This is a genomic window from Microbacterium sp. Y356 (assembly GCF_059445355.1).
The window spans coordinates 1938090-1959335 of sequence record NZ_JCAIUE010000001.1; the positions used below are offsets into that span (position 1 = coordinate 1938090).

Consider the following 21246-nt stretch of genomic DNA (forward strand, 5'->3'; position numbering starts at 1 on the left):
CGTTGACGCGTGGCCATAGGGAGGTCGGATGCTCATCCGCGGAGCCGTGCTTGAGATATCCGGTGCTGAACCCCCGTTCGCACAGTCCCGGCCGTTCACGGTCGGCGAGGTGGAGCTGGATCCTCCCGGCCCCGGCGAGCTGCTCGTGCGCATCGAGGCTGCGGGCGTCTGTCATTCCGATCTGAGCGTCGTCGACGGCACCCGTCAGCGTCCGATGCCGATGCTGCTCGGCCACGAGGCATCCGGCATCATCGAGCTGGTCGGACCCGGTGGCTCCGACATCACCATCGGCACCCGCGTGGTGATGACATTCCTGCCCCGATGCGGCGACTGCGAAAACTGCCGGACGGACGGACGCCTCCCCTGCATCCCGGGTTCCGCGGCGAACAACGGCGGCACCCTCATCGGCGACGGCATCCGCTTGCACCGCAACTCGGCGACCGGTGAAGACATCCACCACCATCTCGGCGTGAGCGCATTCGCGACGCACGCGGTCGTCAGCCGCACCTCAGTCGTCGCTGTCGACGACGACGTGCCAGCCGAGATCGCGGCGCTGCTCGGCTGCGCCGTGCTCACGGGCGGCGGAGCGGTGATCAACGCGGGCCGCCCCGCATCGGGTGACCGCGTCATCGTCGTCGGACTCGGCGGCGTCGGCATGGCCGCTCTGCTCGTCGCCGCAGCTCTCGGTCACGAAGTCATCGGCGTCGACGCCGTGCCTGCGAAACTCGATCTCGCGCGCGAACTCGGCGCCTCCTCCGCGTATCTCCCGGCGGAAGCGGTGGATGCTGGACTGCACGGGCCGGTAGTGATCGAGGCCGCCGGCTCCGCGCGCGCATTCGAGACCGCCCTCGCACTCACCGCGCCAGGAGGCACGACCGTCACCGTCGGCCTGCCGGCGCCTGATGCAACGGCCACGGTGTCTCCGCTGCAGCTGACCGCACAGGCGAGGACCATCATCGGCAGCTACCTGGGGTCTGCCGTACCGGAGCGCGACATCCCTCGCTATGTCGAGCTCTGGCGCGCCGGTCGCCTGCCGCTCGAGCGACTGGTGTCATCCCGCATCCGCCTCGACGAGCTACCTGAGGCGATGGACCGACTCGCCACCGGCAGCGAACTGCGCCAGCTGCTCACTTTCTGAACCACTCAGCCCTCGCCCCCACCGAAAGGACCCTCCATGACCCGCACTGCCATCGTCACAGGAGCCGCACGCGGCATCGGCGCCGCAACGGCCATCCGTCTTGCCGCCGACGGACACGCCGTCGCTGTTCTCGACCTGGATGAAGCCGCTTGCGCAGGCACCGTGCAGACCATCATCGACGCCGGAGGCCGCGCCATCGCAGTCGGCGCGGACGTCGCCGACGCCGATGCGGTGGCCGCAGCCGTCGACCTGATCGCCGCCGAACTCGGCGCACCGACGATCCTGGTGAACAACGCAGGGATCATCCGCGACAACCTGCTGTTCAAGATGACCGAGGATGACTGGGATTCGGTCATCTCCGTGCATCTGCGCGGTGCATTCCTGATGAGCCGGGCGGTGCAGAAGCATCAGGTCGAGGCCGGCTGGGGTCGGGTCGTGAACCTGTCGAGCACCTCGGCACTCGGCAACCGCGGCCAGGCGAACTACGCCGCCGCGAAGGCCGGAATGCAGGGCTTCACGAAGACCCTCGCCATCGAACTCGGACGCTACGGCATCACGGCAAACGCGATCGCGCCGGGGTTCATCGTCACCGATATGACCCGTTCGACAGCCGAGCGCGTGGGTGTCGGCTTCGATGAGTTCGTTGCGCACATGGCGAAGGAGATCCCGGTGGGCAGGGCAGGGCAGCCCGAGGACATCGGCGCCGCGGCATCCTTCTTCATCTCAGAAGAGGCCGGCTTTGTCTCGGGCCAGGTGCTGTATGTGGCAGGAGGGCCCGCGTCATGAGCATCGTCGCCGCCCACCCGTCGGAACTCGCCGAGGCGATCGGGGCACATGCCACCGGCGATTGGTTCACGATCGATCAGGCGCGCATCCAGGCATTCGCGGATGCCACCGAAGACTGGCAGTGGATCCACCTCGATGCCGAGCGCGCGGCGTCAGGGCCGTTCGGCGCCACCATTGCACACGGGTACCTCACCCTCTCGCTGCTGCCGCGCCTCACCGAGGGGCTGCTGCAGGTCGACGGTGCAGCAATGGTCGTGAACTATGGCCTCGACAAGGTGCGTTTTCTGCAGCCGGTGACGGCCGGATCCCGCGTGCGTGCGGTCACGGAGGTCACGTCCGTCGAAGGCGGTGTGCAGGGCTGGCGCGTCGGGATGCGCACGACGGTCGAGATCGAGGGCTCTGAGCGCCCGGCGCTGGTCGCCGAGACAGTCGCCCTTTTCATCCCGGCGTGACTCGCGGCACAGGAAGAGGCGCGAACCCGTCCGGGCCGCGCCTCTTCCTGCTGTGATTGGATGCCGTTACATCCGCTCGAGCACCATCGCCATGCCCTGGCCGCCGCCGACGCACATCGTCTCGAGCCCGTAGCGGCCACCGGTCGCAGCAAGCCCGTTGAGCAGCGTCGACGTGATGCGCGCACCGGTCATGCCGAACGGATGTCCAACGGCGATCGCCCCGCCGTGCACGTTCAGGCGTTCCTCATCGATGCCGAGCTCACGTGCTGAAGGGATCACCTGCGCGGCGAAAGCTTCATTGATCTCGACGAGGTCGATGTCGGAGATGTCGAGCCCGGCCAGGGCGAGCGCGCGTCGTGAAGACTCAACGGGCCCCAGCCCCATGACCTCCGGCGACAGAGCGCTCACCCCGGTCGAGACGATGCGCGCCAGCGGCTCGAGCCCCAACTCCTCCACGACGCGATCCGACACGATGACGACAGCCGCTGCCCCATCATTGAGCGCACAGCAGTTGCCCGCAGTGACCGTTCCGTCCGGACGGAACACCGGCTGCAGCCCTGCAAGGGACTCGGCGGTGACCCCGGCGCGAGGTCCGTCGTCGGCGGAGACCACCGTGCCGTTGGCGAGGGTCACCGGCGTGATGTCCCGCGCCCAGAACCCCGACGCGATCGCCGCCTCGGCCCGTTGCTGCGACCGTGCGGCGAAGGCATCCTGCTCGTCACGGGTGATGCCGCGCACCTGCGCCACGTTCTCGGCTGTCTGACCCATCGCGATATACGGATCCGGCAGCGCCCCATCGCGCCTGGGGTCGTTCCACGCCCCAGCGCCGGCCGTGCTTCGCGACGTCGAGCGCGCGACGGCAGCGCCGAACGCCGGGTTTTCGATCACATGTCCTGGCGAAGCATCCGCTGCGCCCTGCGCATACCGGCTGACCATCTCCACCCCGGCCGAGACGAAGACATCGCCCTCGCCGGCCTTGATCGCGTGGAACGCCATCCGGGTGGTCTGCAGCGATGACGAACAGTATCGATTCACCGTGGTGCCTGGCACGGTGTCAAGCCCCAGCAGCACCGACACGATGCGCGCGATGTTGAATCCCTGCTCACCGGCGGGCTGGCCGGTGCCCAGCAGCAGGTCGTCGATGCGGGCCGGGTCCAGCCCCGGCACCTTGTCGAGCGCGGCCTGCACCATGCGAGCGGCGAGATCGTCACCGCGTAGCGAGACGAGCGATCCCTTTCCGGCGCGGCCAATCGGGGAGCGTGCGGTGGCGACGATGTATGCCTCGGGCATGAGATCTCCTGTGGTGGTGTGCGCGTAACGTGACGGGTCAGACGAAGGCAGGGATGCCGGTGATGGCCCGCCCCACGATGAGGGAGTTCATGTCGTAGGTGCCCTCGAATGTGTAGACGGCTTCGGCATCGGCGAAGTACCGTGCGACGCCGTGATCGAGCTGGATGCCATTGCCACCGCAGATCTCGCGACTTCGGGCCACGACCTCGCGCATCCGCTTTGTCACGAATGCCTTCGCCATCGCGGAGTGATGATCGCGCTGCGCGCCCTCATCCTGCAGCTGCGAGACGCGCATGCACATGGCGATGGATGCCGTGATGTCGGCCAGCGAGTCGGCGAGCTTCTGCTGCACGAGCTGGAACGAGGCGATCGGCTTACCGAACTGAATACGGGTCTTGGCATATTCGACGGATGCCTCGTAGGCGCCCACTGCGACTCCGAGCGCCTGCCATGCAACATCCGCGCGGGTGAGGCGAAGCACCACAGCGAGGTCGCGGAAGCCGTCGATCTTCTGTAGCCGGTCACTCTCCGAAACGACGACGTTCTCGAGCACGATGTCGGCGTTCTCGACCGCGCGCAGCGACTGCTTGCGCTCGATCTTGGTGCCGGTGAACCCGATCGCCGGCGTGCGCACGAGAAACCCCTTGACCTGATCGTCAGCGAGGTCACGCGCCCAGATGACGACGAGATCGGCGAAGGCGCCGTTGCCGATCCAGCGCTTCGCGCCGTTCAGCAGCCATTCGTCGCCGCGGCGCTCCGCCGTGGTCTCCAGGCCCTTGGCCGTGTCGGAACCATGATCCGGCTCAGTGAGACCGAATGCAGCTACCAGTTCGCCGGCGGCAAGCGTTGGCAGCCATTCGGCCTTCTGCTCGTCTGACCCACCGACCCAGATCGCGGTCATCGCCAGGCCGCTGTGCACACCGATGAAGGTGGCCGTTGACGGGTCGGCGCGGGAGATCTCCATCGCTACCCAGCCACGGAAGACCGCGCTGTTCTCAAACTGCCGGGTCTCAGGGAAGGCGTTGCCGTACAGACCCAGCTCCGCGATCCGTGGCACCAGGTGACGCGGGCTCTCCGCGCGCTCCCAGTGGTCATCGGCGAAGGGTCGCACTTCGGTGTCGAGGAACCTGCGGATCGAGCTCAGGGCGCGCTGCTCGGTGTCGGTGAGCCGGCTCTGGAACTCGTAGAAGTCGGCGGCCAGCAGCGGAGCGGGTGCGGCATCCACCAAAGCACGTGAGCCAGGGGCGGTTGAAGTGAGGATGGACGTCATGGTGTCTCCGATCGTCGGTGATCACGATCGAGTATGCATCATTTTAGAGAACGTTGCACAACAAATTTGGAAACGTTGCGATTGACCGGTGCTGCGCGGGTAGAGTTCTCGCATGACCAGCGCGACCATCGCTTCCACCACCGGGGCCGCAGTGACGATCGCCGACGCCGGCCTGATCGCGGCACCCTCCTGGCTGTCAGAACGCCTGAGCACGCACGCCGATGCACGACGCGCATTCGACGCCGCACGGGAGAGCTTCATCGCCGGCCACCGCATCGACATGGGCAGCCTCGCCGCCTCGCTCGGCATCGAGCGCACCTCGCTGTTCCGCTGGGTCGGCAACCGCGACGCGCTGCTCGGCGAAGTGCTCTGGTCGCTGGCTGTTCCGACACTCGTGCAGGCTGAGCATGCAACCGCCCAGTTGAGCGGTGGTGAGCGCATCGCCGGCATCCTCACGCATTTCGTCGATGACCTGATCACAGCCGAGTACTTCCGTCAGTTTCTGCGCCGCGAGCCGGCCCGCGCGCTGCGCCTGCTCACGACCAAGGAGAGCCCCATCCAGCGCCGCTATGTCGCGACGGCAGAGTGGCTGGTGCGTCGCGAGATCGGCGACGCACCACTTGGCGGCGCGATCGATCCGGCAGGGCTCGCCTACCTGCTGGTGCGGATGTCGGAGTCGTTCACCTACGCCGACCTGATCTCCGGCGACCAGCCCAGCGCCGCGCGTGCCCGCATCGCCTTCCGGCTACTACTGCGCGTCGACGACTGAGGCCCGGCCATCACTCGCGAGCACTCGCGACGACTTGAGGAGAACACCATGTCGACATTCCGCGTGCACGAGCCATTCCCGACGCGTTGGAGCGACAACGACCAATACGGGCACATCAACAACACCGTCTACTACCTGGCGATGGACACTGCCGTGAACGCCTGGATGATCCGGGAGGGCGGACTCGATCCCCAGGGTGACGCGATCGCTCTGAGCGCAGCATCCTCTTGCGAATTTCACGCCTCAGCGGCGTTTCCGGACCCGCTCGCGGTGGGTATCGGCATCGAGCGCCTCGGCACGACGAGCATCACGTGGGAACTCGGCATCCTGCTCGGGGATGAGCAGATCGCGACCGGTCGTTTTGTGCACGTGTTCGTGGATGCCGTGACCCGCAGACCCATGCCGGTTCCGGCATCCATCAGGGAAGCGATCGAATCTCAGATCACCCCCGTGCACTGACCCCGCACACCTGCAGGGCCGATGAACGGATGCAGTGCCATTCACCGGCGTTTCGCCCTGCATCCGTACGATCTCCTTGCATCTGTGCGAGGAGTAGTCGCACATACCGACCATCCGGTATGGTATTGGTGACGGCTCATCGACGAGCCGCAGGAAGGCGGGCGCAGATGCCTGAGGTACCAGGGCTCGACGTGACGGCGCTGACCGCATGGCTGGCTGCCGTGCATCCCGACCTCGCGCCTCCGCAACGTGCCACGGGTGCTGCGCTGCGCGCCGAGGTCATCGCCGGCGGGCGCAGCAACCTGACGTACGCCGTCGAGGGGGCGACGATTCCACTGATCCTGCGCCGTCCCCCGCTCGGACACGTGCTCTCCAGCGCGCACGACATGGGGCGGGAGCACCGCGTGATCTCCGCCCTCGCGCACACAGCGATTCCGGTTCCGGCGGCGGTGGATTTCGTCGACGACACCGGCGGGATCATCACCGGCAGCCCGTTCTTCCTGATGGAGCGCGCGCCTGGGCGTGTACTCGCATCGCCCACCCAGAACGCCGACTACTCCCCCGCGAGCCTGCACGCGCTGAGCCTCGAGCTGGTGCGACATCTCGCCGACCTGCACGCCGTCGACCCAGCGGAAGTGGGCCTGAGCGACTTCGGTCGCCCCGATGGGTATCTGCACCGTCAACTCGCCACCTGGCGACGGCAGCTCGATGCCTCACGCTCACGTGAGACCCCTGACCTCGACCGCCTGCAGGCGACGCTCGCCGGCGGCGTACCCGAGACGGTGCGCACCGGCATCGTGCACGGCGACTATCGCCTCGACAACGCGCTCGTCGATGGCCCGCGCGACCGCCCGCACATCTCCGCGATTCTGGACTGGGAGATGGCCACCCTCGGTGACCCGCTCGTTGACCTCGGCATCTTCGCGCTGTACTGGGACGTCGCCGATCTACCCGGTGGCGCCGGAGTCGTTGCAAGCGCCGTCGACCCGGCAGCCGGGTATCCCGCATTCGGCGAGCTCGCCGACGCATACGCGGCGCACGCCGGCATCACCCTGCCGAACCTCGACTGGTATCGCGCCTTCGCGGCGTACAAACTTGCCGTCATCCTTGAGGGCATCCACTACCGCTTTCGCGCAGGCGACACCGTCGGCGAGGGATTCGAACGCATGGGTGGGCTCGTCGAGCCGCTCGCGAGAAAAGGACTGCAGGTGCACTGATGGACTTTGCTCTGGATGCACGAACGATCGAAATCACCGCGCAGGTGCGCGCCTTCCTCGATGAGGAGGTGTTCCCGGCCGAGCCCACCCTCGACGCGCAAGTTGCCGCAACACCGGGCGAGTGGACGTTCCGTCCGATCGTTCGTGAGCTGCAACAGAAGGCTCGCGAACGCGGGCTGTGGAACTTGTTCCTGCCGGGCGACGCCGCCGCGACGGGAGCAGCCGGGCTGACGAACCTGCAATACGCCCCGGTGGCCGAGCTGACCGGATGGAGTCCCCGGCTCGCGCCGGTCGCGTTCAACTGCGCGGCGCCCGACACCGGCAACATGGAGGTGCTGAACGACTTCGGCACCCCCGAACAGAAGAAGCAGTGGCTCACCCCGCTGCTGAATGCCGAGATCCGCAGCGCGTTCTGCATGACCGAACCGGATGCCGCATCCAGCGATGCCACGAACATCGGCACCAGCATCCGCCGTGAGGGTGACGAGTACGTCATCAGCGGACGCAAGTGGTGGTCGACGGGAGCGATGAACCCGGGCGCCGCGATTTTCATTGTGATGGGCAAGACCGATCCGGATGCTGCCCGCCACCGCCAGCAGTCGATGATTCTCGTGCCACGGGACACTCCTGGAGTGCAGATCGTGCGCCCACTGACCGTGTTCGGTTACGACGACCGTGACCACGGCGGCCATGCCGAGATCGTCTTCGAGGACGTGCGCGTGCCCGTTTCGAACCTGATCGGGGAGGAAGGCGGCGGCTTCGCGATCGCGCAGGCGCGCCTCGGCCCCGGTCGAATCCACCACTGCATGCGCGCCATCGGCATGGGCGAGCGAGCTCTGTCGTTGCTGATCACTCGCGCCAACGAGCGGCACGCGTTCGGTCGCGCCTTGGCCGAGCAGGGCGTGATCCGCGAGTGGGTGGCCGAGTCGCGCATCCAGCTGGAGGCCCTGCGCCTGCTCGTGCTGAAGACCGCCTGGCTGATGGACACCGTCGGCAATCGGCAGGCATCGACGGAGATCCAGTCGATCAAGATCGCGGTGCCGCGCGCGGTGCAGACGATCATCGACCGCGCAATTCAGGTGCATGGCGGTGCCGGCGTCTCTGGTGACACCCCGCTCGCCGAGCTGTATGCCGGCATCCGCTCGCTGCGAATCGCCGACGGTCCCGATGAAGTGCACCTGTCGAGTCTCGGGCGCGCGCAGCTGCGCCTCTGACCGACTCTCAACCACCATCCGCACACGCACGCACCATTCACGTCAAAGGAGACATGATGACCCACACCCCTGACCCCGCCATCGACGGCCCTGGTTTCCCGACGCTGTCGGTCGCCGGGATCCTCGCCGAATCTGCCGTTCGGCACGCCGACCGCACGGCCGTGCATTTCGCCGGCACCGCGACCACTTACCGCGACCTGTGGGACCAGACACGTGCGTACGCCGGTGCCCTGCGAGACCGCGGCATCGGCAAGGGCGACCGCGTGGCGATGCTGATCCCGAACGTGCCCGACTTCGCCCGCGTCTACTACGCAGTGCTGTCGCTCGGCGCGATCGCGGTGCCAGTGCATCTGCTCTTCAAGTCAGAGGAGATCGCCTACGTGCTGCGCGATGCCGAGGCGGATCTACTCGTGGTCGCTGCCCCGCTGCTCGGTGAGGCGATTCCTGCCGCGCAGCAGGCTAGCGTTCCCCTGACCACCGTGCTGCTTCCTGCGGATGCCGGTATCGAGCTTCCTCGCCTGGAACGTGAGGCTGGTGCAGCCGAGCCGATCGTGCGGCACGTCGCGACCGGACCGCTTGACCCTGCGACCATCCTCTACACGAGCGGCACGACGGGCACCCCGAAGGGCGCGGTCGGCAGCCATCTGTCGATCATTGAGCAGGTGCACTGCACCCTCATTGATGCCTTCGACATCCGCGCGACCGACATCGTGTTCGGCGGGCTGCCGCTGTTTCACACCTTCGGCCAGACCGCGGTGATGAACATCGCGTTCCGGGTTGGCGCTGCGGTGATCCTGCTCCCCCGGTTCGATCCAGACGAAGCGCTCACACTCATGGTCGAGCATCAGGCGACCGTGTTCACGGCCGTACCGACCATGTATGTCGGGATGCTCGAGGCTGCTCGCCGCTCGCCCGCGCGTCCGCCGCTGCGGTTCGCAGTCTCTGGCGGTGCCGCGTTGCCGGTCGCCGTGCTGGAGGCGTTCCACGACGCCTATGGTGCGGATGTGCATGAGGGGTACGGTCTCACCGAGACTGCGCCGACGGTGTCGTCGAATCCGCTCGGCATTCCGATCCGACCTGGCACCGTCGGTCGCACCCTGTGGGGTGTCGATGTGGCGATCGCGGATGCCGAGATCGATGACCGCATCGTGCTCGATGAGCAGCCCGGCGCACTCGGTGAAATCGTCGTGCGCGGGCACAACCTCTTCAAGGGTTATCTCGGGCGCGCGGAGGCCTCGGCCGCCGCGGTCGTCGACGGATGGTTCCGCACCGGTGATCTCGGCACCTACGTCGATGGCGTGCTGACGGTCGTCGACCGCAAGAAGGACATGATCGTACGCTCTGGGTACAACGTGTACCCCACCGAGGTCGAGGCAGTGCTCGCCAGGCATCCTGGTGTCGCTTCCTCCGCTGTGTTCGGTGTGCCGGACGACGTCAAAGGCCAGGAGGTGCACGCCGCGGTCGTGGCCCTCGAGGGTGTGGAGCTCGACCCCGAAGAGGTCATTGCCTTCGTGCGCGAGCACATCGCCGCGTATAAGTATCCGCGCGTCGTGCACCTCGTTGCGGAGCTGCCCCTCGGCAGCAGCGGCAAGGTGCTCAAGCGTGCGCTGGTGGAGCAGTACTCTCGCTGAGCGCGCTCGGAACGGCGTGATCTAGAGCGGCACGGTCTAGAGCTGCATGGTCTAGAGCGGCATGGTGCAGAAGTGTCAGTCCCTCCCGCGATGCCGATCCGACCGGGGCGGTGTGCGTCACCAGCACCTGTGCAGAGATGCCAGGCGACTGCAACGACTGCTTCGTCACCGTGAGCGAGCCCACCAGCGGATGGCGCAGTTCGTAGACCACGGTGTTACGAGCCTGCACACGATTGTCCGCCCACAGCCGGGCGAACTCCGGACTCTTCATCGACAGCATCCCGATCAGCGAGGCCAACCCGGTGTCGTCCGGATACTTGCCGACGGCCAACCGAAGGTCGCCGACGACGGCGCGGCTCTTCGCCGGCCAATCCACGTAGAGCATCCTCAGTGCCGGGTCGAGAAAGACCAACTCTGCAAGCACGGGCCGAGACTGCGGATGCTGAGGGGTGTCGTAGCTGAGATGCGGAGTGAGCAGCGCATGACCGAGTCGATTCCAGGCGAGGACCTCGCTGCGACGCCCCAGTACCATCGCCGGGATGTCCGGCATCGAGTCGATTAGTTCGAGGAACGCCGGATCAGCTGATTCCACGCTGCGTGGAGCGCGAGCGCGAAGCGTCCCCGCATGATGTCCTGCCAAGGTGTGCAGGTGCGCACGCTCGTCGGCGTCGAGCAACAGAGCCGCTGCGAGGGAGTTGAGCACCTGCGCGGAAGCGCCACTTGCCTGGCCCTGTTCAAGGCGCGTGTAGTACGAGGCGCTGACTCCGGCCAGCATCGCAAGTTCCTCGCGGCGCAACCCCTCCACTCGGCGGTTGTCGCCGTACAGAGTCAACCCTGCCTGCTCGGGGGTGATCCTGGCACGGCTCGCACGCAGGAACATCCCGAGCTGATTCATCTCGGTCATCACCCCATTGTGCCTGCGACCGCCACCGTGTGGGTATCCCGCTCAGGGATACCCACACGGCGGGCTGGCCCGTTCTTGACCACGGTCGCACAGTGGAACCCGGGCATCCCCCGCACCGACACCAACCAAAGAGGTACACACTCATGTTCACCAATCGACTCGCCACTACCAGTCTCGGCCTGCTCACTGTGGGGGCTGCACTCACGCTCAGCGCCTGCGCTGCGCCAGCGGCCCCTGCCGACGCGACACCCGCAGTCTTCTCCCACGCGACCGACGCCAGCATCGTCGCGTCCTTCGACCTCACCGCCGGGCAGCTGCCCGAAAACATCGTGAGCACCGCCGGCGACGCCGTTGCGGTCACCTTCGCGGCCAGCCGCCAGATTGCCGAAATATCCGCCGCTGGCGACGTCGACATACTGGGCACGCTCCCCGCACCCGCCGGGAGCGGCACCGCCACCCCCGTGCTCGGTTTCCCCCTCGCGACCGGCCTCGCACTCGTCGACGACGCGTACTACGCGCTGTACGCAACCGGGGAGGCAGACACCACCGGTTTGTGGAAGCTCGACGCCGACGGGGAGTTCACACTGGTTGCATCGCTCCCAGCGACCGGTCTGCCGAACGGGCTCGCCTACGACGAGCAACACGACCAGTTCCTCGCCGCAGACTCGGTGCTCTCTGCGATCTACAGCATCACGCTCGACGGAGAAGTGTCGACCTGGTCGAAGGATGCCGAACTCGCTCAGGACGGTTTCCTTGGTGCGAACGGCGTGCAGTTGCACGGCGGTGATGTCTACGTCTCGAATCTCGACGCCGGAACGATTCTCCAGATCGACATCCAGGATGACGGGGCTGCAGGCGAGATCACCGTCGCAGCCGATGATCTTGTTGGCGTCGACGACTTCGCCTTCACCGGACGCGAGGACCAGATCGTCGCGACGCTCGATCCCAGCAGTGAAGTCGTCCTGGTGACCAACGGCGAGCGCACCACGGTACTCACCGAAGACGACGGCCTCAGCAATCCGACATCGGTGCTCGTGCAGGATGACACGATCTACGTGCCCAGCGCGGCCTATGTCACCCAGGACAACCCGAACCTGTTGACCGCCACCCTCACCGGAAAGTAGTAGGCGGCAGCGGGAAGTAGTCAACGGCACCGGGTAGTCACTGCCGTTGACTACTCGCTGCCAGCCGGGAGCCAGAGAGGCGTGAACCGCGGATGCTCTTGACAGCCTCCGACGCACCGTTCATCCTCACAACTAGATACACGCAGGTTGTGTCGAAAAGGATGTCTGCTCATGACGTCGTTCGCCCTCTCGCTCACCGCGCTCGTGCTGATCGCGCTCCTGCTCGGCGTGCATCTCACCGGCTACTTTGCATTGAACCCTGCACTGCGGATGATGGACGCGAGCGTCTACGTTCCGGTGAAGCGCGCGATCGACCTCACTGCGCCCCGCCTCGCGAAACCGTTGATGCTCTCGTGCCTCACAGTCACCGCCGCGGCGCTGATCGCAGCCGCCTTCACCGGCGCCGTGATCGTTGTGGCAGCCGACGCCGTCACACTCGCCGCCCTTGTGTTGGTCCTCCTCGCGATTCTGCGCGGCGACCTGCCAATCAACCGAGGGATGGCGAGCTGGTCGGCGGATGAACCACCTGCCGAGTGGCGCACAATTCGCGCCCGCTGGGAGCGCTTCTTCGGCCTGCGAGTCGCGGCGAACACTCTCGCGCTGCTCACAAGCGGTTTCGCGGTAATCGTCGGCGCGATAGGACTGGCCTGATGGCTTCGTGGGTACCCGTGACCGCACTCCTTGGGTGGATCGGGTTGTTCGTCCATAACCTCGCGGACTTGCCAGGTCAGACGATCATGAGCGCAGAATCACTCATCCCTCTGCTCATCACCGCCGCACTTGTCGCCCTCTGGTTCACACCGCTGCGCGCGGGCGCAGCGTGGGCACTGCTGGTGTGGGGAACGCTGAACCTCGCGGGTGCGATCGTCACCGTTCTGCCGCTGACGATCCTGCCCTTTGACCCCGACCAATCGCTCACCCACTACGCCTTTCACCTCTTATACGGGCTCACTCAAATGCCGATCATCGTCACAACCGTCATCTGGCTCCGGCGACGGCGCACACGGAAGAATGTTGCGCCCACGGCGATGAAGTAGCCGGGCCGTACACGAAGCGGCCCGGATCGGAGGATCCGGGCCGCTTCTTCGTGAGGGACGTGAAGTCAGGACCCTGGCACGCCCTCAGCGGTGAGCGCCACCGGCGCCGGTTCGGCCGAGGTGACTTTGCCATCCTCGACCGAGTACGTCGTGCCGACGTAGTCCTGCACACCCTGATCGACGGTGCTGATGCCGACGCCGAGGTAGGCGGCGTGGCTGTCCTCGCTGAATGAGAGCGGCAGGATGCCGTTGCCGGCGAGGTCACCGGAGCGCACAGCATCCACCAATGATTCGCGCGTCGGGTTCTCGCCTGCGGCCGCCAGCGCCTCGGCGAACAGATACGCGACACTCATGCCGTAGATCGTGTTGCCGTCGAACGGCGCACCATCGTTGTACTCCTCGTTGACCGTCTGGAACAGTGTCACCCAGTCACTGTCGCCACCGAGTGCGGGCAGGTAGTTCGTCCCCACGAATCCCTGCAGCAGCTGCGGTCCGACTTCTTCGCCGAGATAGCCGATGAGGGTCGGGTAGTCAGCTCCGGAGGAGGAAGAGAACCACTGCGGGAACCAGCCGAGCTGTGCAGCCGTACCCACCGCGAGAGCGGTGAAGCCGTTGATGGTTCCGAGGATGTTGATCTCGCAGCCGGCGGCCTTGAGTGCTCCGATCTGCGCGGTGACGTCCTGGTTGGAGGTCGAATAGCGCTCGACGTGGGTGAGTCCGCCCTCTCCGAGAACGAGTTCCGCGCCCTCGATCATCTCGTCGCCGAAGTCATCGTCCTGTCCGAGCAGACAGACCTTCTTGCCCGCGTACTCGTCGGTGGCGTACTGCGCGAGGGCTGCCGACTCGACGATGTAGTCCGCGTTGAATCCGAAGGTGAAGGGGTACTTCTCCGGATCGTTCCAGTTCGTGGAGCCGGAGGCGACGAACAGGTCTGGGACCTCGTTCTGGTTGAGGAAGTCGAGCACGGCCGTGTGCGGTGCGGTTCCCAGGCCGTTCACGATGGCGAATACCTCATCCTCCTGGACGAGCTCTCGAACGACCGTCTGGGTGGTGGCGGGGTTGTAGCCGTCATCCTTGACGATGTATTCAATCTCGCGCCCGTTGATGCCACCCTGCTCGTTCAGGTAAGCGAAGTAGGCGGTGGCCGCGGCCGAGATGGACGAGTAGCCAGCAGCTGCCGGGCCCGTGAGTGGCGTGTGCGTGCCGATCGTGACGGTGTCGTCGGTGACGCCGGGGGTTGCGGCGGCGGGATCATCTGCCGGTGCAGGAGTGCTGCATCCGGCGAGTGCGATAGCAACAGCGGATGCCGTAGCGATCAGTGCGATCCTTCGACGCGGGGTGTGCTGTGACATGGGTCACCTCTTTCATTGGGTACGGGATTGCAGGATTGGTTCAGACGAGAGCAGGGGTGCGGATGCCGAGGCGCCGGATGCCTCATCGGGGCCGGATGCCGTGACCGCCGCCGTCGGTGCGAGCGCTGTCGGCGTAGCATCCGTCGTTTGCCGACGTATCGCGCGCAGACGAAGGCTGGCGAGCCCGCCGGGCCGCACGAGCATCGTGATGATGAGCAGGGCACCGAAGATGAGCACGGGGAGGTTGCCGGCGAGGCGCTGCGCGATCTCTGTCGGTAGCGGAAGCGCCGAGGTCGCGGTTCCGATGAGCCACGGCAGCAGCACGATCAGCGCAGAGCCGATCGCGGCACCGCCGATGCTGCCGAGGCCACCGAGCACGGCAGCGACAAGCAGCAGCAGCGAGAACGCCAAAGTGTAGGCGCCAGGGCTCACCGACTGTGTGACGAAACAGAGCACCGCGCCGCCGGCACCTGCCGCGACCGCGCTCACCACGAACGCGGTGACCTTTACCTGTGCGGCGGCGACGCCGTTGAGCCTGGCCGCCGTCTCGTCATCGCGCACGGCGCGCATCCGCAGCCCCAGCGTGCCGCCGCGCAGCACCGCGAGCGTCGTGACGACGACTCCGGCGACGATGACGGCGACCCACGCCTGCCACTGCTCGAGGGCGATGATCGTGCGCAGTGCCTCCGGCACGCCGTCATAGGCGATCTGCAGCCCCTGGTCGCCGCGGAACACTCCGGAGAACACCGCAGTGACCGCAGGAACCGCGATCACGAGCGCCAGAGTGACGCCGGCGAGATATGGACCGCGCAGGCGAGCGGCGGCGAGACCCAGCAGCAGACCGAGAACGCCGGCCGCGAGGACGGCGACGATGAAGGCGATCAGGAATCGTGGCGCGCCCGCGACGCCTGCCTCAGTCAAGGCATTGGCAGTGAGGGCATAGCCGTAGCCGCCGGTCGCCATGAGGGCCGCGTGCCCGAGCGAGAGCTGACCGCTCTGGCCGACCAGCAGCGTGAGTCCTGCCACCGTGCAGAAGGTGGCGGCAATCGTGGCGAGCTGAAAGTTGCGGTACGGATCGAGCAGGAACGTGCCACCGATCGCGAGGATGGTGAGAATCACGCCGAACACGATCGTGCGACGCGGGCCGCGCAGCGCGGGCAGGATGCGGTTCATGCGCTGCGCGCCTCTCGTAGGGAAAACACTCCGCCTGGCCGCAACAGCAGCACGGCGACGAGCAGTACGAGTACGCCGATCGGGGCGACCGTGGCACCGAGGTATCCGGTGACGAGCGTCATCGCAACGCCGACGACAAGGCCGCCAAGCATCGCGCCGGCGGGCGAATCCAAGCCGCCGACCACCGCGACCGCGAAGGCGTAGACGAACAGCATGTCGGTGGAGTGCGGGTTCAATCCGAGTTCGGTCGGTACCAGCAGGATCGCCGCGAGGGCCGCGACGGCGCTCGACAGCATCCATCCGATCGTCACCATCCTGTTCACCCGCACCCCGAGTACGCGCGACACTTCGGGGGCGAATGCCGCTGCGCGCAGCTGCAAGCCAAGCGAGGTGCGGGTGAACAGGAGTGCGAGGGCTGCCATCACAGTCAGCGCGACGAGCAGGATGAACAGATCGTTCGGAGAGAACAGCGGCACTCCGCCGACGGTGATCGGTGCGTCGTCGAACGGCGCCGCCATGGGCCGATACTGCGGTCCGAACAGGATGCCGAGCAGTGACTGCAGCACCATGACGATCCCGATCGCGACGATCACACCGGTGAGCGGACTGGCATGCGGGGCGAATCGCATCACTCCGCGTTCGATGACGAGCCCGACAACCGCGCCGGCGATCAGGCCAGCGCCGAGTCCGGCGAAATAGTTGCCGGTCAGCGCGCTCACTGCGAAGGCGACGTAGGTGGCGACGAGCGCCATGGCTCCCTGCGCGAAGTTGATGATGCGCGCGGCACGCCAGATCAGCACGAGCGACAGCGCGAACAGCGCGAAGATAGCACCGCGGGCGAGGCCGGTGGCGAGAAGGAAGGCGAGACGATCCATCAGAACCCCAGGTAGGCGTGTCGGAGGGCGGCGTCGCCGGCGAGATCAGATGCCGGAGCATCCGCCACCACACGACCGAGGTCGAGCACGACGCCGCGATCGGCGATGGAGAGGGCTCCGGTGACGTTCTGCTCGGCGAGGAGCACGGTGATGCCGCGCTGCGATGCGGCATCGCGGAGGGTGCCCATCAGTTGCGCAACCACGAGCGGTGCGAGGCCGAGCGAAGGCTCATCGAGTGCGAGGACGCGCGGCTCGGAGACGAGCGCGCGGCCCAGTGCAAGCATCTGCCGTTCACCGCCGGAAAGCTGATGCCCATCGGCGGTGCGGCGCCGGGCGAGCGGTTCGAACATCTCGTAAATGCCATTGATCGCGCGCTCGCGAGCGGCACCGCGATGCCGCCATAGGGCGCCGAGGCGCAGGTTCTCCTCGACGGTGAGCTCGGCAACGACACTCTGACCTTCGGGCACCAGGGCGAGGCCGCGTCTCGCGCGATCTTCTGTGCGGAGGACGCCGAGATTGGTTCCGTCAAGCGTGATAGAACCGGATGCCGCAGGCACGAGCCCCGCGAGCGTTCGCAGCAGCGTGGTCTTGCCTGCGCCGTTGGCGCCGAGCAGCGCGACCACCTCACCGGGGCGAAGGTCGATGCTGACGTCGTGCAGAACAGGTGCGCCGCCGTACCCGACGGTGAGATCGCTGATGTTGAGGGCGGCGCCGGTGCGCGTGATGGTGGTCATGAGCTGACTTCCTCTGGGGTAGCAGCATCTGCCCTCACGCCGAGATAGGCCTCTTCCACGCGAGGGTCGGTTCGGACCTCGTCTGGGGAGCCCTGCGCGATGACGCGGCCGAAGTCCAGCACGACGATGCGATCGGCAAGCCCCATCACGAAGTCGACGTGGTGTTCTACGAGCAGGACGGCGCATCCGCTGTCGGTGGCGGCGCGCACGGTGGTGGCGAGTGCATCGATGTCATCGGTGCCCAGACCGCCGGCAGGCTCGTCGAGCAGCAACATGGTGGGGGAAGAGACAAGGGCTCTGGCGAGGGCGACGCGCTTGCGGTCTGGGTAGGCGAGCGCCGCGACCGGACGATCAGCGAGCGCCGTGAGGTTGAGAGCTTCGAGCTGCGCGCTCACGGTGGTCTCGGCATCCCGTCGTCCGGCGAGCGGAACCCGGACGTTCTCGCGCACAGTCAGGCCGGGAAAAAGCCCGAGACCCTGCAGGGTGCGTGCGAGCCCATGCCTGGTGAGGCGTGCCGTGCGGCGCGGTGCCGGACGACCGTCGAGCGAGATGCTCCCCCGGTTGCGCACGAGACCGCAGATCGCGTTGAACACGGTCGTCTTCCCCGCGCCGTTCGGGCCGATGAGGGCGACGATCTCGCCGGGTCGGACGTCGAAAGAGACGTCGTCGACAGCGGTGAGACCGCCGAAAGTCACGGTGAGATGACTCACCTCTAGCCTCGCGGAAGGCTGGTCGGATTGCTGGTTTTGCGGGTACATCGGCACCTCTTCGTGTCGTTGGTTCGACCACTGTACCTCAGAAACCGACCGGGCGGTATGTAAATGTTGCAGAGTGTTGGATGGACCGACTGAGTGTCAGCGAGAGGTGCCAACCACGTGCCACCATCAGCTAAGACTTCACCTGGCTGAACGGACCGGCCCACGGAACCTACGGCTACACCATCGGTTTCTCTGCCAATCACTCCACAGAAACCGAGTCATGCGATGCTTCCAAGTTCTCCAGAGAGCAACTGATCGCCCACGTGCAGAATTTTTTGAACTCGTTCTACGAAGACGGCGGAATCGGCCAGGAGGATTTTCCCGATCATGTCGCGGCACGGAGGCGTTGAGGCGGAGGCGTTGAGGCGGAGCCGTCTACTTCCGAGAACGTGTCTCATGACCTTGATGTCTCGAGACCCACGGGGATGCCTGGTGGCGGTGTCCCTTCGATGCAACAATCGAGTGTATGAGCACAGCAGCTGTAGCGATCGTCTGCGCACTCGGCATCCTCGTCCCAGTGCTCCTCGGTCTCCTCCCTAGTCAGCGCAAGCGGCACACCGCCCGCTGACGCATTCGGGTGCGGGGCTGCACAAGGCGTCAATCTAGGCGAGGACATTTGCTGAGCGCTGGGATTGTGCCGGGCCGGCTGGTTCGCATTCCGGCTCCTAATGGCGACCAATGATCCCACCCGGCCGCGGTCCCAACGAGGACCCGCCGCAGGCGCAACGGTCATCGAGCGTGAGCGCCTGCAATGAACGGATCACCGCCAACGGGAGCAACGTAGAAAAAGTTCGCTGACCTGGTCGAATATCGAGTTCGAATGTCTGTGGCCAGGTGTTCAATAGTAAGTATGAACAACGTCGTCGCACAGCTCGAGGGTCTCGATGAGACCCTCGCCGTGCTGACGCGCGACGCGTTCGGCCGCGAAGTCATTCCCGATCTCTCCGACGAGGATCTGGCTGCGCTGCTCGAGGCATCCGGTCGGATCCAGCGACGAATCGAGAGCCTGCAGATCGAGAGCGCGGTCCAGGTGCAGGAGCGCTCGGCTCCGATGCGCGATGACCGGATCACCCTCACCTACGGGTGCGCGACCGCGGTCGACCTCATTCGAATGCTCACCTTGGTCGACTCCCGCCAGGCTCACCGGCTGGTGCGGGCCGCCGGTTTCCTGAGGCGCACCCGCAGCATCACCGAGGGTGTATTCCTTCCTGCGCGCTACCCCGCGTTGCGCGAAGCGGTGATCGACGGGGCGCTGGGACTGTCCGGTCTACTAGCCGCGATCACTCCGCTGGAGCAGGCACGCGCGCGCATCCTCGACGATCAGCGGCTCGAGGCTGACCGGCGTCTCGCATCCATTGCCAGAGGGATCGACACAGACCTCGATTCGCCCACGGGCCGAGGCCCGCTGCCGACGCCGGAAGACATCGGTATTTTCTCCCAGGTCCTCGTCGCCTACCTCGACCCAGACGGCGCAGAACCCACCGACAAGCGTGCCGCCCGTGGGCGCGGACTCACTCTCGGGCGGCTGCGCGATGGGCGCGTCCCGATCTACGGCGACCTGCTGCCCGAAGTCGCCGGCCAATTGAACTTGCTGTTGGACAGCCTGCTGAACCCTCGGGTCAAGGGGCCGGATGACGCCAGCAACACCGGTGTGCAGTTCGTGCAGTCGACCGAGGACGACCATCAAGCCGAGGACGACGGTTCGACCGAGCCCGTCGATACGCGCACGCGCACGCAGAAGCGTCACGATGCATTCGCCGCCATTCTCAACACCGCTGCGCGTACTGGCGAGTTTCCGACGCTGGGCGGTGCTGCGCCAACTCTGGTGGTGACCGTCAACGCAGACGACTACGCCACCGGCACAGGTCACGCGAGCGTGTTGAACACCGGTGACCTCATTCCTGCAAATGTCGCCGCACAGACGGGATGCGCGGGCGGCATCCAACGCGTCCTCTTCGACAGCCAGGGCAGGATCGTCTCGATCGGCACCTCGGCCCGCATCTTCAACGCCCTCCAACGGCGGGCGATCACGCTTCGGGACGGTGGCTGCATCGTTCCCGGTTGCACGATTCCTGCCACCTGGTGTGAGATCCATCATGTTCGGGAGCACGCCGATGGCGGTCCGACACACACCGACAACGGCGTGCTGCTCTGTTGGTGGCACCACCGGAATCTGCACCTGTCAGAGTGGCGAATCCGCATGAGCGGCGGCGTTCCTGAGGTGCGCGGCCCGCTGTGGTGGGATCGCGAACAACGCTGGCGTCCGGCCGGGAATCTGCGTCCCCGCCGACGAAGACTCGCCACCGCCGAATGATGGTGGACCGGAACGAAGAGCGTAACGATTAGAAGAGCGCAACGATGCGAAGATCCTAGTGATGCGAAGAGTTCAGTGATCTAACGGTATTGCTCTTCGTCGATCGTCGACAGCCGTGAGGAGTGCACCTCTGCGCCCAGTCCGTAGAAGTGCTGGAAGCTCATGATCAACGGTCTCCACCGATCCGGATCGATGCGGTTCTTCGTTCCCGGCGCGCGAATGCTCTCATGCACATGAACTCGAGTGATGGCAACGGTCAGCAGATGCATGTCTGTGAAGTGATCGGCGATGAGTTGGGCTTCCATCGCTACCGGTGTCTGCGCCACGCGCGGCGCTGCGACAGTGTCGGAAGCGATCGAGTCCACGCCAGCCAGTCCGAACTTGTCAGCGTGGTGGCGATACCCCGCCGCGAGCTTCCATCTTTTCACCTCGGCTGCTCCAGTTGTCAGGGCAAGTGCGTCCACGAGATCCGCTTGTTCTGCGGATGGCAGGTTCAGAACGCATTCTCCGGTGCGCAACAGGTTCGCTGCGGTATGCGAGCTGCGGCCGAGGCCCAGAACGCCTGTATGGCCGAGCCAGAACGCGGACGACATCGGCGCCAGGTTCGCAGTGCCGTCTGGATTGATTGTGGAGATGAGGACCACGGGCGTGCCCCAGTACAGAATCGCGGGGTCGATTGTGATGTGGTGAGGGGACGTCAGCAGCGCGCGTGTCATGCGCTCAGTTCACCAGCGCGGCGGCCCCAATGC

The 21246-nt window shown here is 66.1% G+C and carries 21 protein-coding genes; 12 read left to right on the forward strand and 9 right to left on the reverse strand.

Going from position 1 to position 21246, the window contains the following annotated elements; all coding sequences use genetic code 11:
• Nucleotides 1-28 precede the first annotated feature (28 nt).
• The 3 genes from AC1C2Q_RS09300 to AC1C2Q_RS09310 are packed head-to-tail and all read left to right on the forward strand — an operon-like array spanning nt 29 to nt 2376.
• Entirely contained in the window at nt 29-1138 is a 1110-nt protein-coding gene (locus tag AC1C2Q_RS09300; RefSeq protein WP_495449870.1) for a zinc-binding dehydrogenase, read from the forward strand.
• A gap of 36 nt (nt 1139-1174) precedes the next feature.
• Nucleotides 1175-1924, forward strand: a complete 750-nt coding sequence (locus AC1C2Q_RS09305) for an SDR family oxidoreductase (protein ID WP_495449871.1) — start codon at nt 1175-1177, stop codon at nt 1922-1924.
• Nucleotides 1921-2376 (forward strand): MaoC family dehydratase, encoded by a 456-nt coding sequence (locus AC1C2Q_RS09310; protein ID WP_495449872.1) that lies wholly within the window; start codon nt 1921-1923, stop codon nt 2374-2376. Before AC1C2Q_RS09305 ends, AC1C2Q_RS09310 begins: the two co-directional genes overlap by 4 nt.
• Nucleotides 2377-2442: 66 nt before the next feature.
• On the opposite strand, the gene AC1C2Q_RS09315 is transcribed toward AC1C2Q_RS09310, so the two are convergent.
• Both AC1C2Q_RS09315 and AC1C2Q_RS09320 read right to left on the reverse strand, forming a co-directional pair.
• On the reverse strand, nt 2443-3666 hold the full coding sequence (locus tag AC1C2Q_RS09315; RefSeq protein ID WP_495449873.1) for an acetyl-CoA C-acetyltransferase: 1224 nt from the start codon (nt 3664-3666) through the stop codon (nt 2443-2445).
• Between the two features lie 37 nt (nt 3667-3703).
• On the reverse strand, nt 3704-4936 hold the full coding sequence (locus AC1C2Q_RS09320; RefSeq protein WP_495449874.1) for an acyl-CoA dehydrogenase family protein: 1233 nt from the start codon (nt 4934-4936) through the stop codon (nt 3704-3706).
• Nucleotides 4937-5048: 112 nt separating this feature from the next.
• On the opposite strand from AC1C2Q_RS09320, the gene AC1C2Q_RS09325 reads away from it, so the two are divergent.
• From AC1C2Q_RS09325 to AC1C2Q_RS09345, 5 genes are all read left to right on the forward strand, one after another.
• Complete coding sequence (locus tag AC1C2Q_RS09325) at nt 5049-5705, forward strand: QsdR family transcriptional regulator (RefSeq protein WP_495449875.1); 657 nt, start codon at nt 5049-5051, stop codon at nt 5703-5705.
• A gap of 48 nt (nt 5706-5753) precedes the next feature.
• On the forward strand, nt 5754-6164 hold the full coding sequence (locus AC1C2Q_RS09330; RefSeq protein ID WP_495449876.1) for an acyl-CoA thioesterase: 411 nt from the start codon (nt 5754-5756) through the stop codon (nt 6162-6164).
• A 167-nt stretch (nt 6165-6331) separates the two neighbouring features.
• Complete coding sequence (locus tag AC1C2Q_RS09335; RefSeq protein ID WP_495449877.1) at nt 6332-7381, forward strand: phosphotransferase family protein; 1050 nt, start codon at nt 6332-6334, stop codon at nt 7379-7381.
• Nucleotides 7381-8595, forward strand: coding sequence for an acyl-CoA dehydrogenase family protein (locus AC1C2Q_RS09340; protein ID WP_495449878.1), 1215 nt, complete (start codon nt 7381-7383; stop codon nt 8593-8595). Before AC1C2Q_RS09335 ends, AC1C2Q_RS09340 begins: the two co-directional genes overlap by 1 nt.
• 56 nt (nt 8596-8651) lie before the next feature.
• Complete coding sequence (locus AC1C2Q_RS09345; protein WP_495449879.1) at nt 8652-10226, forward strand: AMP-binding protein; 1575 nt, start codon at nt 8652-8654, stop codon at nt 10224-10226.
• Here AC1C2Q_RS09345 and AC1C2Q_RS09350 read toward each other — a convergent pair.
• A complete protein-coding gene (locus AC1C2Q_RS09350) occupies nt 10192-11130 on the reverse strand; it encodes an MmyB family transcriptional regulator (protein WP_495449880.1) in 939 nt (312 codons plus the stop codon). The two genes, AC1C2Q_RS09345 and AC1C2Q_RS09350, sit on opposite strands and share 35 nt — an antisense overlap.
• 143 nt (nt 11131-11273) lie before the next feature.
• Here AC1C2Q_RS09350 and AC1C2Q_RS09355 point away from each other — a divergent pair, with 143 nt between their 5' ends.
• The 3 genes from AC1C2Q_RS09355 to AC1C2Q_RS09365 all read left to right on the forward strand — a co-directional run bounded on the left by AC1C2Q_RS09355 (nt 11274) and on the right by AC1C2Q_RS09365 (nt 13291).
• Nucleotides 11274-12254 carry an SMP-30/gluconolactonase/LRE family protein gene (locus AC1C2Q_RS09355; RefSeq protein ID WP_495449881.1) on the forward strand — a complete coding sequence of 327 codons (981 nt, stop codon included), beginning with the start codon at nt 11274-11276 and terminating at the stop codon, nt 12252-12254.
• Between the two features lie 171 nt (nt 12255-12425).
• Complete coding sequence (locus AC1C2Q_RS09360) at nt 12426-12905, forward strand: hypothetical protein (protein ID WP_495449882.1); 480 nt, start codon at nt 12426-12428, stop codon at nt 12903-12905.
• Complete coding sequence (locus tag AC1C2Q_RS09365; protein ID WP_495449883.1) at nt 12905-13291, forward strand: hypothetical protein; 387 nt, start codon at nt 12905-12907, stop codon at nt 13289-13291. Before AC1C2Q_RS09360 ends, AC1C2Q_RS09365 begins: the two co-directional genes overlap by 1 nt.
• 65 nt (nt 13292-13356) lie before the next feature.
• On the opposite strand, the gene AC1C2Q_RS09370 is transcribed toward AC1C2Q_RS09365, so the two are convergent.
• Genes AC1C2Q_RS09370 through AC1C2Q_RS09390 form a run of 5 tightly spaced genes read right to left on the reverse strand, consistent with a single transcriptional unit; the run spans nt 13357 to nt 18135 of the window.
• A complete protein-coding gene (locus tag AC1C2Q_RS09370) occupies nt 13357-14643 on the reverse strand; it encodes an ABC transporter substrate-binding protein (RefSeq protein WP_495449884.1) in 1287 nt (428 codons plus the stop codon).
• Between the two features lie 12 nt (nt 14644-14655).
• Entirely contained in the window at nt 14656-15816 is a 1161-nt protein-coding gene (locus tag AC1C2Q_RS09375) for a branched-chain amino acid ABC transporter permease (protein ID WP_495449885.1), read from the reverse strand.
• Nucleotides 15813-16691, reverse strand: coding sequence for a branched-chain amino acid ABC transporter permease (locus AC1C2Q_RS09380; protein ID WP_495430825.1), 879 nt, complete (start codon nt 16689-16691; stop codon nt 15813-15815). Before AC1C2Q_RS09380 ends, AC1C2Q_RS09375 begins: the two co-directional genes overlap by 4 nt.
• The gene (locus tag AC1C2Q_RS09385; RefSeq protein ID WP_495449886.1) at nt 16691-17425 is read right to left on the reverse strand and encodes an ABC transporter ATP-binding protein; all 735 of its coding nucleotides are present in this window, start codon (nt 17423-17425) and stop codon (nt 16691-16693) included. Before AC1C2Q_RS09385 ends, AC1C2Q_RS09380 begins: the two co-directional genes overlap by 1 nt.
• Nucleotides 17422-18135 carry an ABC transporter ATP-binding protein gene (locus AC1C2Q_RS09390; RefSeq protein ID WP_495449887.1) on the reverse strand — a complete coding sequence of 238 codons (714 nt, stop codon included), beginning with the start codon at nt 18133-18135 and terminating at the stop codon, nt 17422-17424. The genes AC1C2Q_RS09385 and AC1C2Q_RS09390 overlap by 4 nt, the downstream gene beginning before the upstream one ends.
• 898 nt (nt 18136-19033) lie before the next feature.
• On the opposite strand from AC1C2Q_RS09390, the gene AC1C2Q_RS09395 reads away from it, so the two are divergent.
• Nucleotides 19034-20497: an HNH endonuclease signature motif containing protein gene (locus AC1C2Q_RS09395; RefSeq protein WP_495449888.1), complete on the forward strand. Its 1464-nt coding sequence runs from the start codon at nt 19034-19036 to the stop codon at nt 20495-20497.
• Nucleotides 20498-20577: 80 nt separating this feature from the next.
• On the opposite strand, the gene AC1C2Q_RS09400 is transcribed toward AC1C2Q_RS09395, so the two are convergent.
• On the reverse strand, nt 20578-21213 hold the full coding sequence (locus AC1C2Q_RS09400) for a flavin reductase family protein (protein WP_495449889.1): 636 nt from the start codon (nt 21211-21213) through the stop codon (nt 20578-20580).
• Nucleotides 21214-21246: the final 33 nt, after the last annotated feature.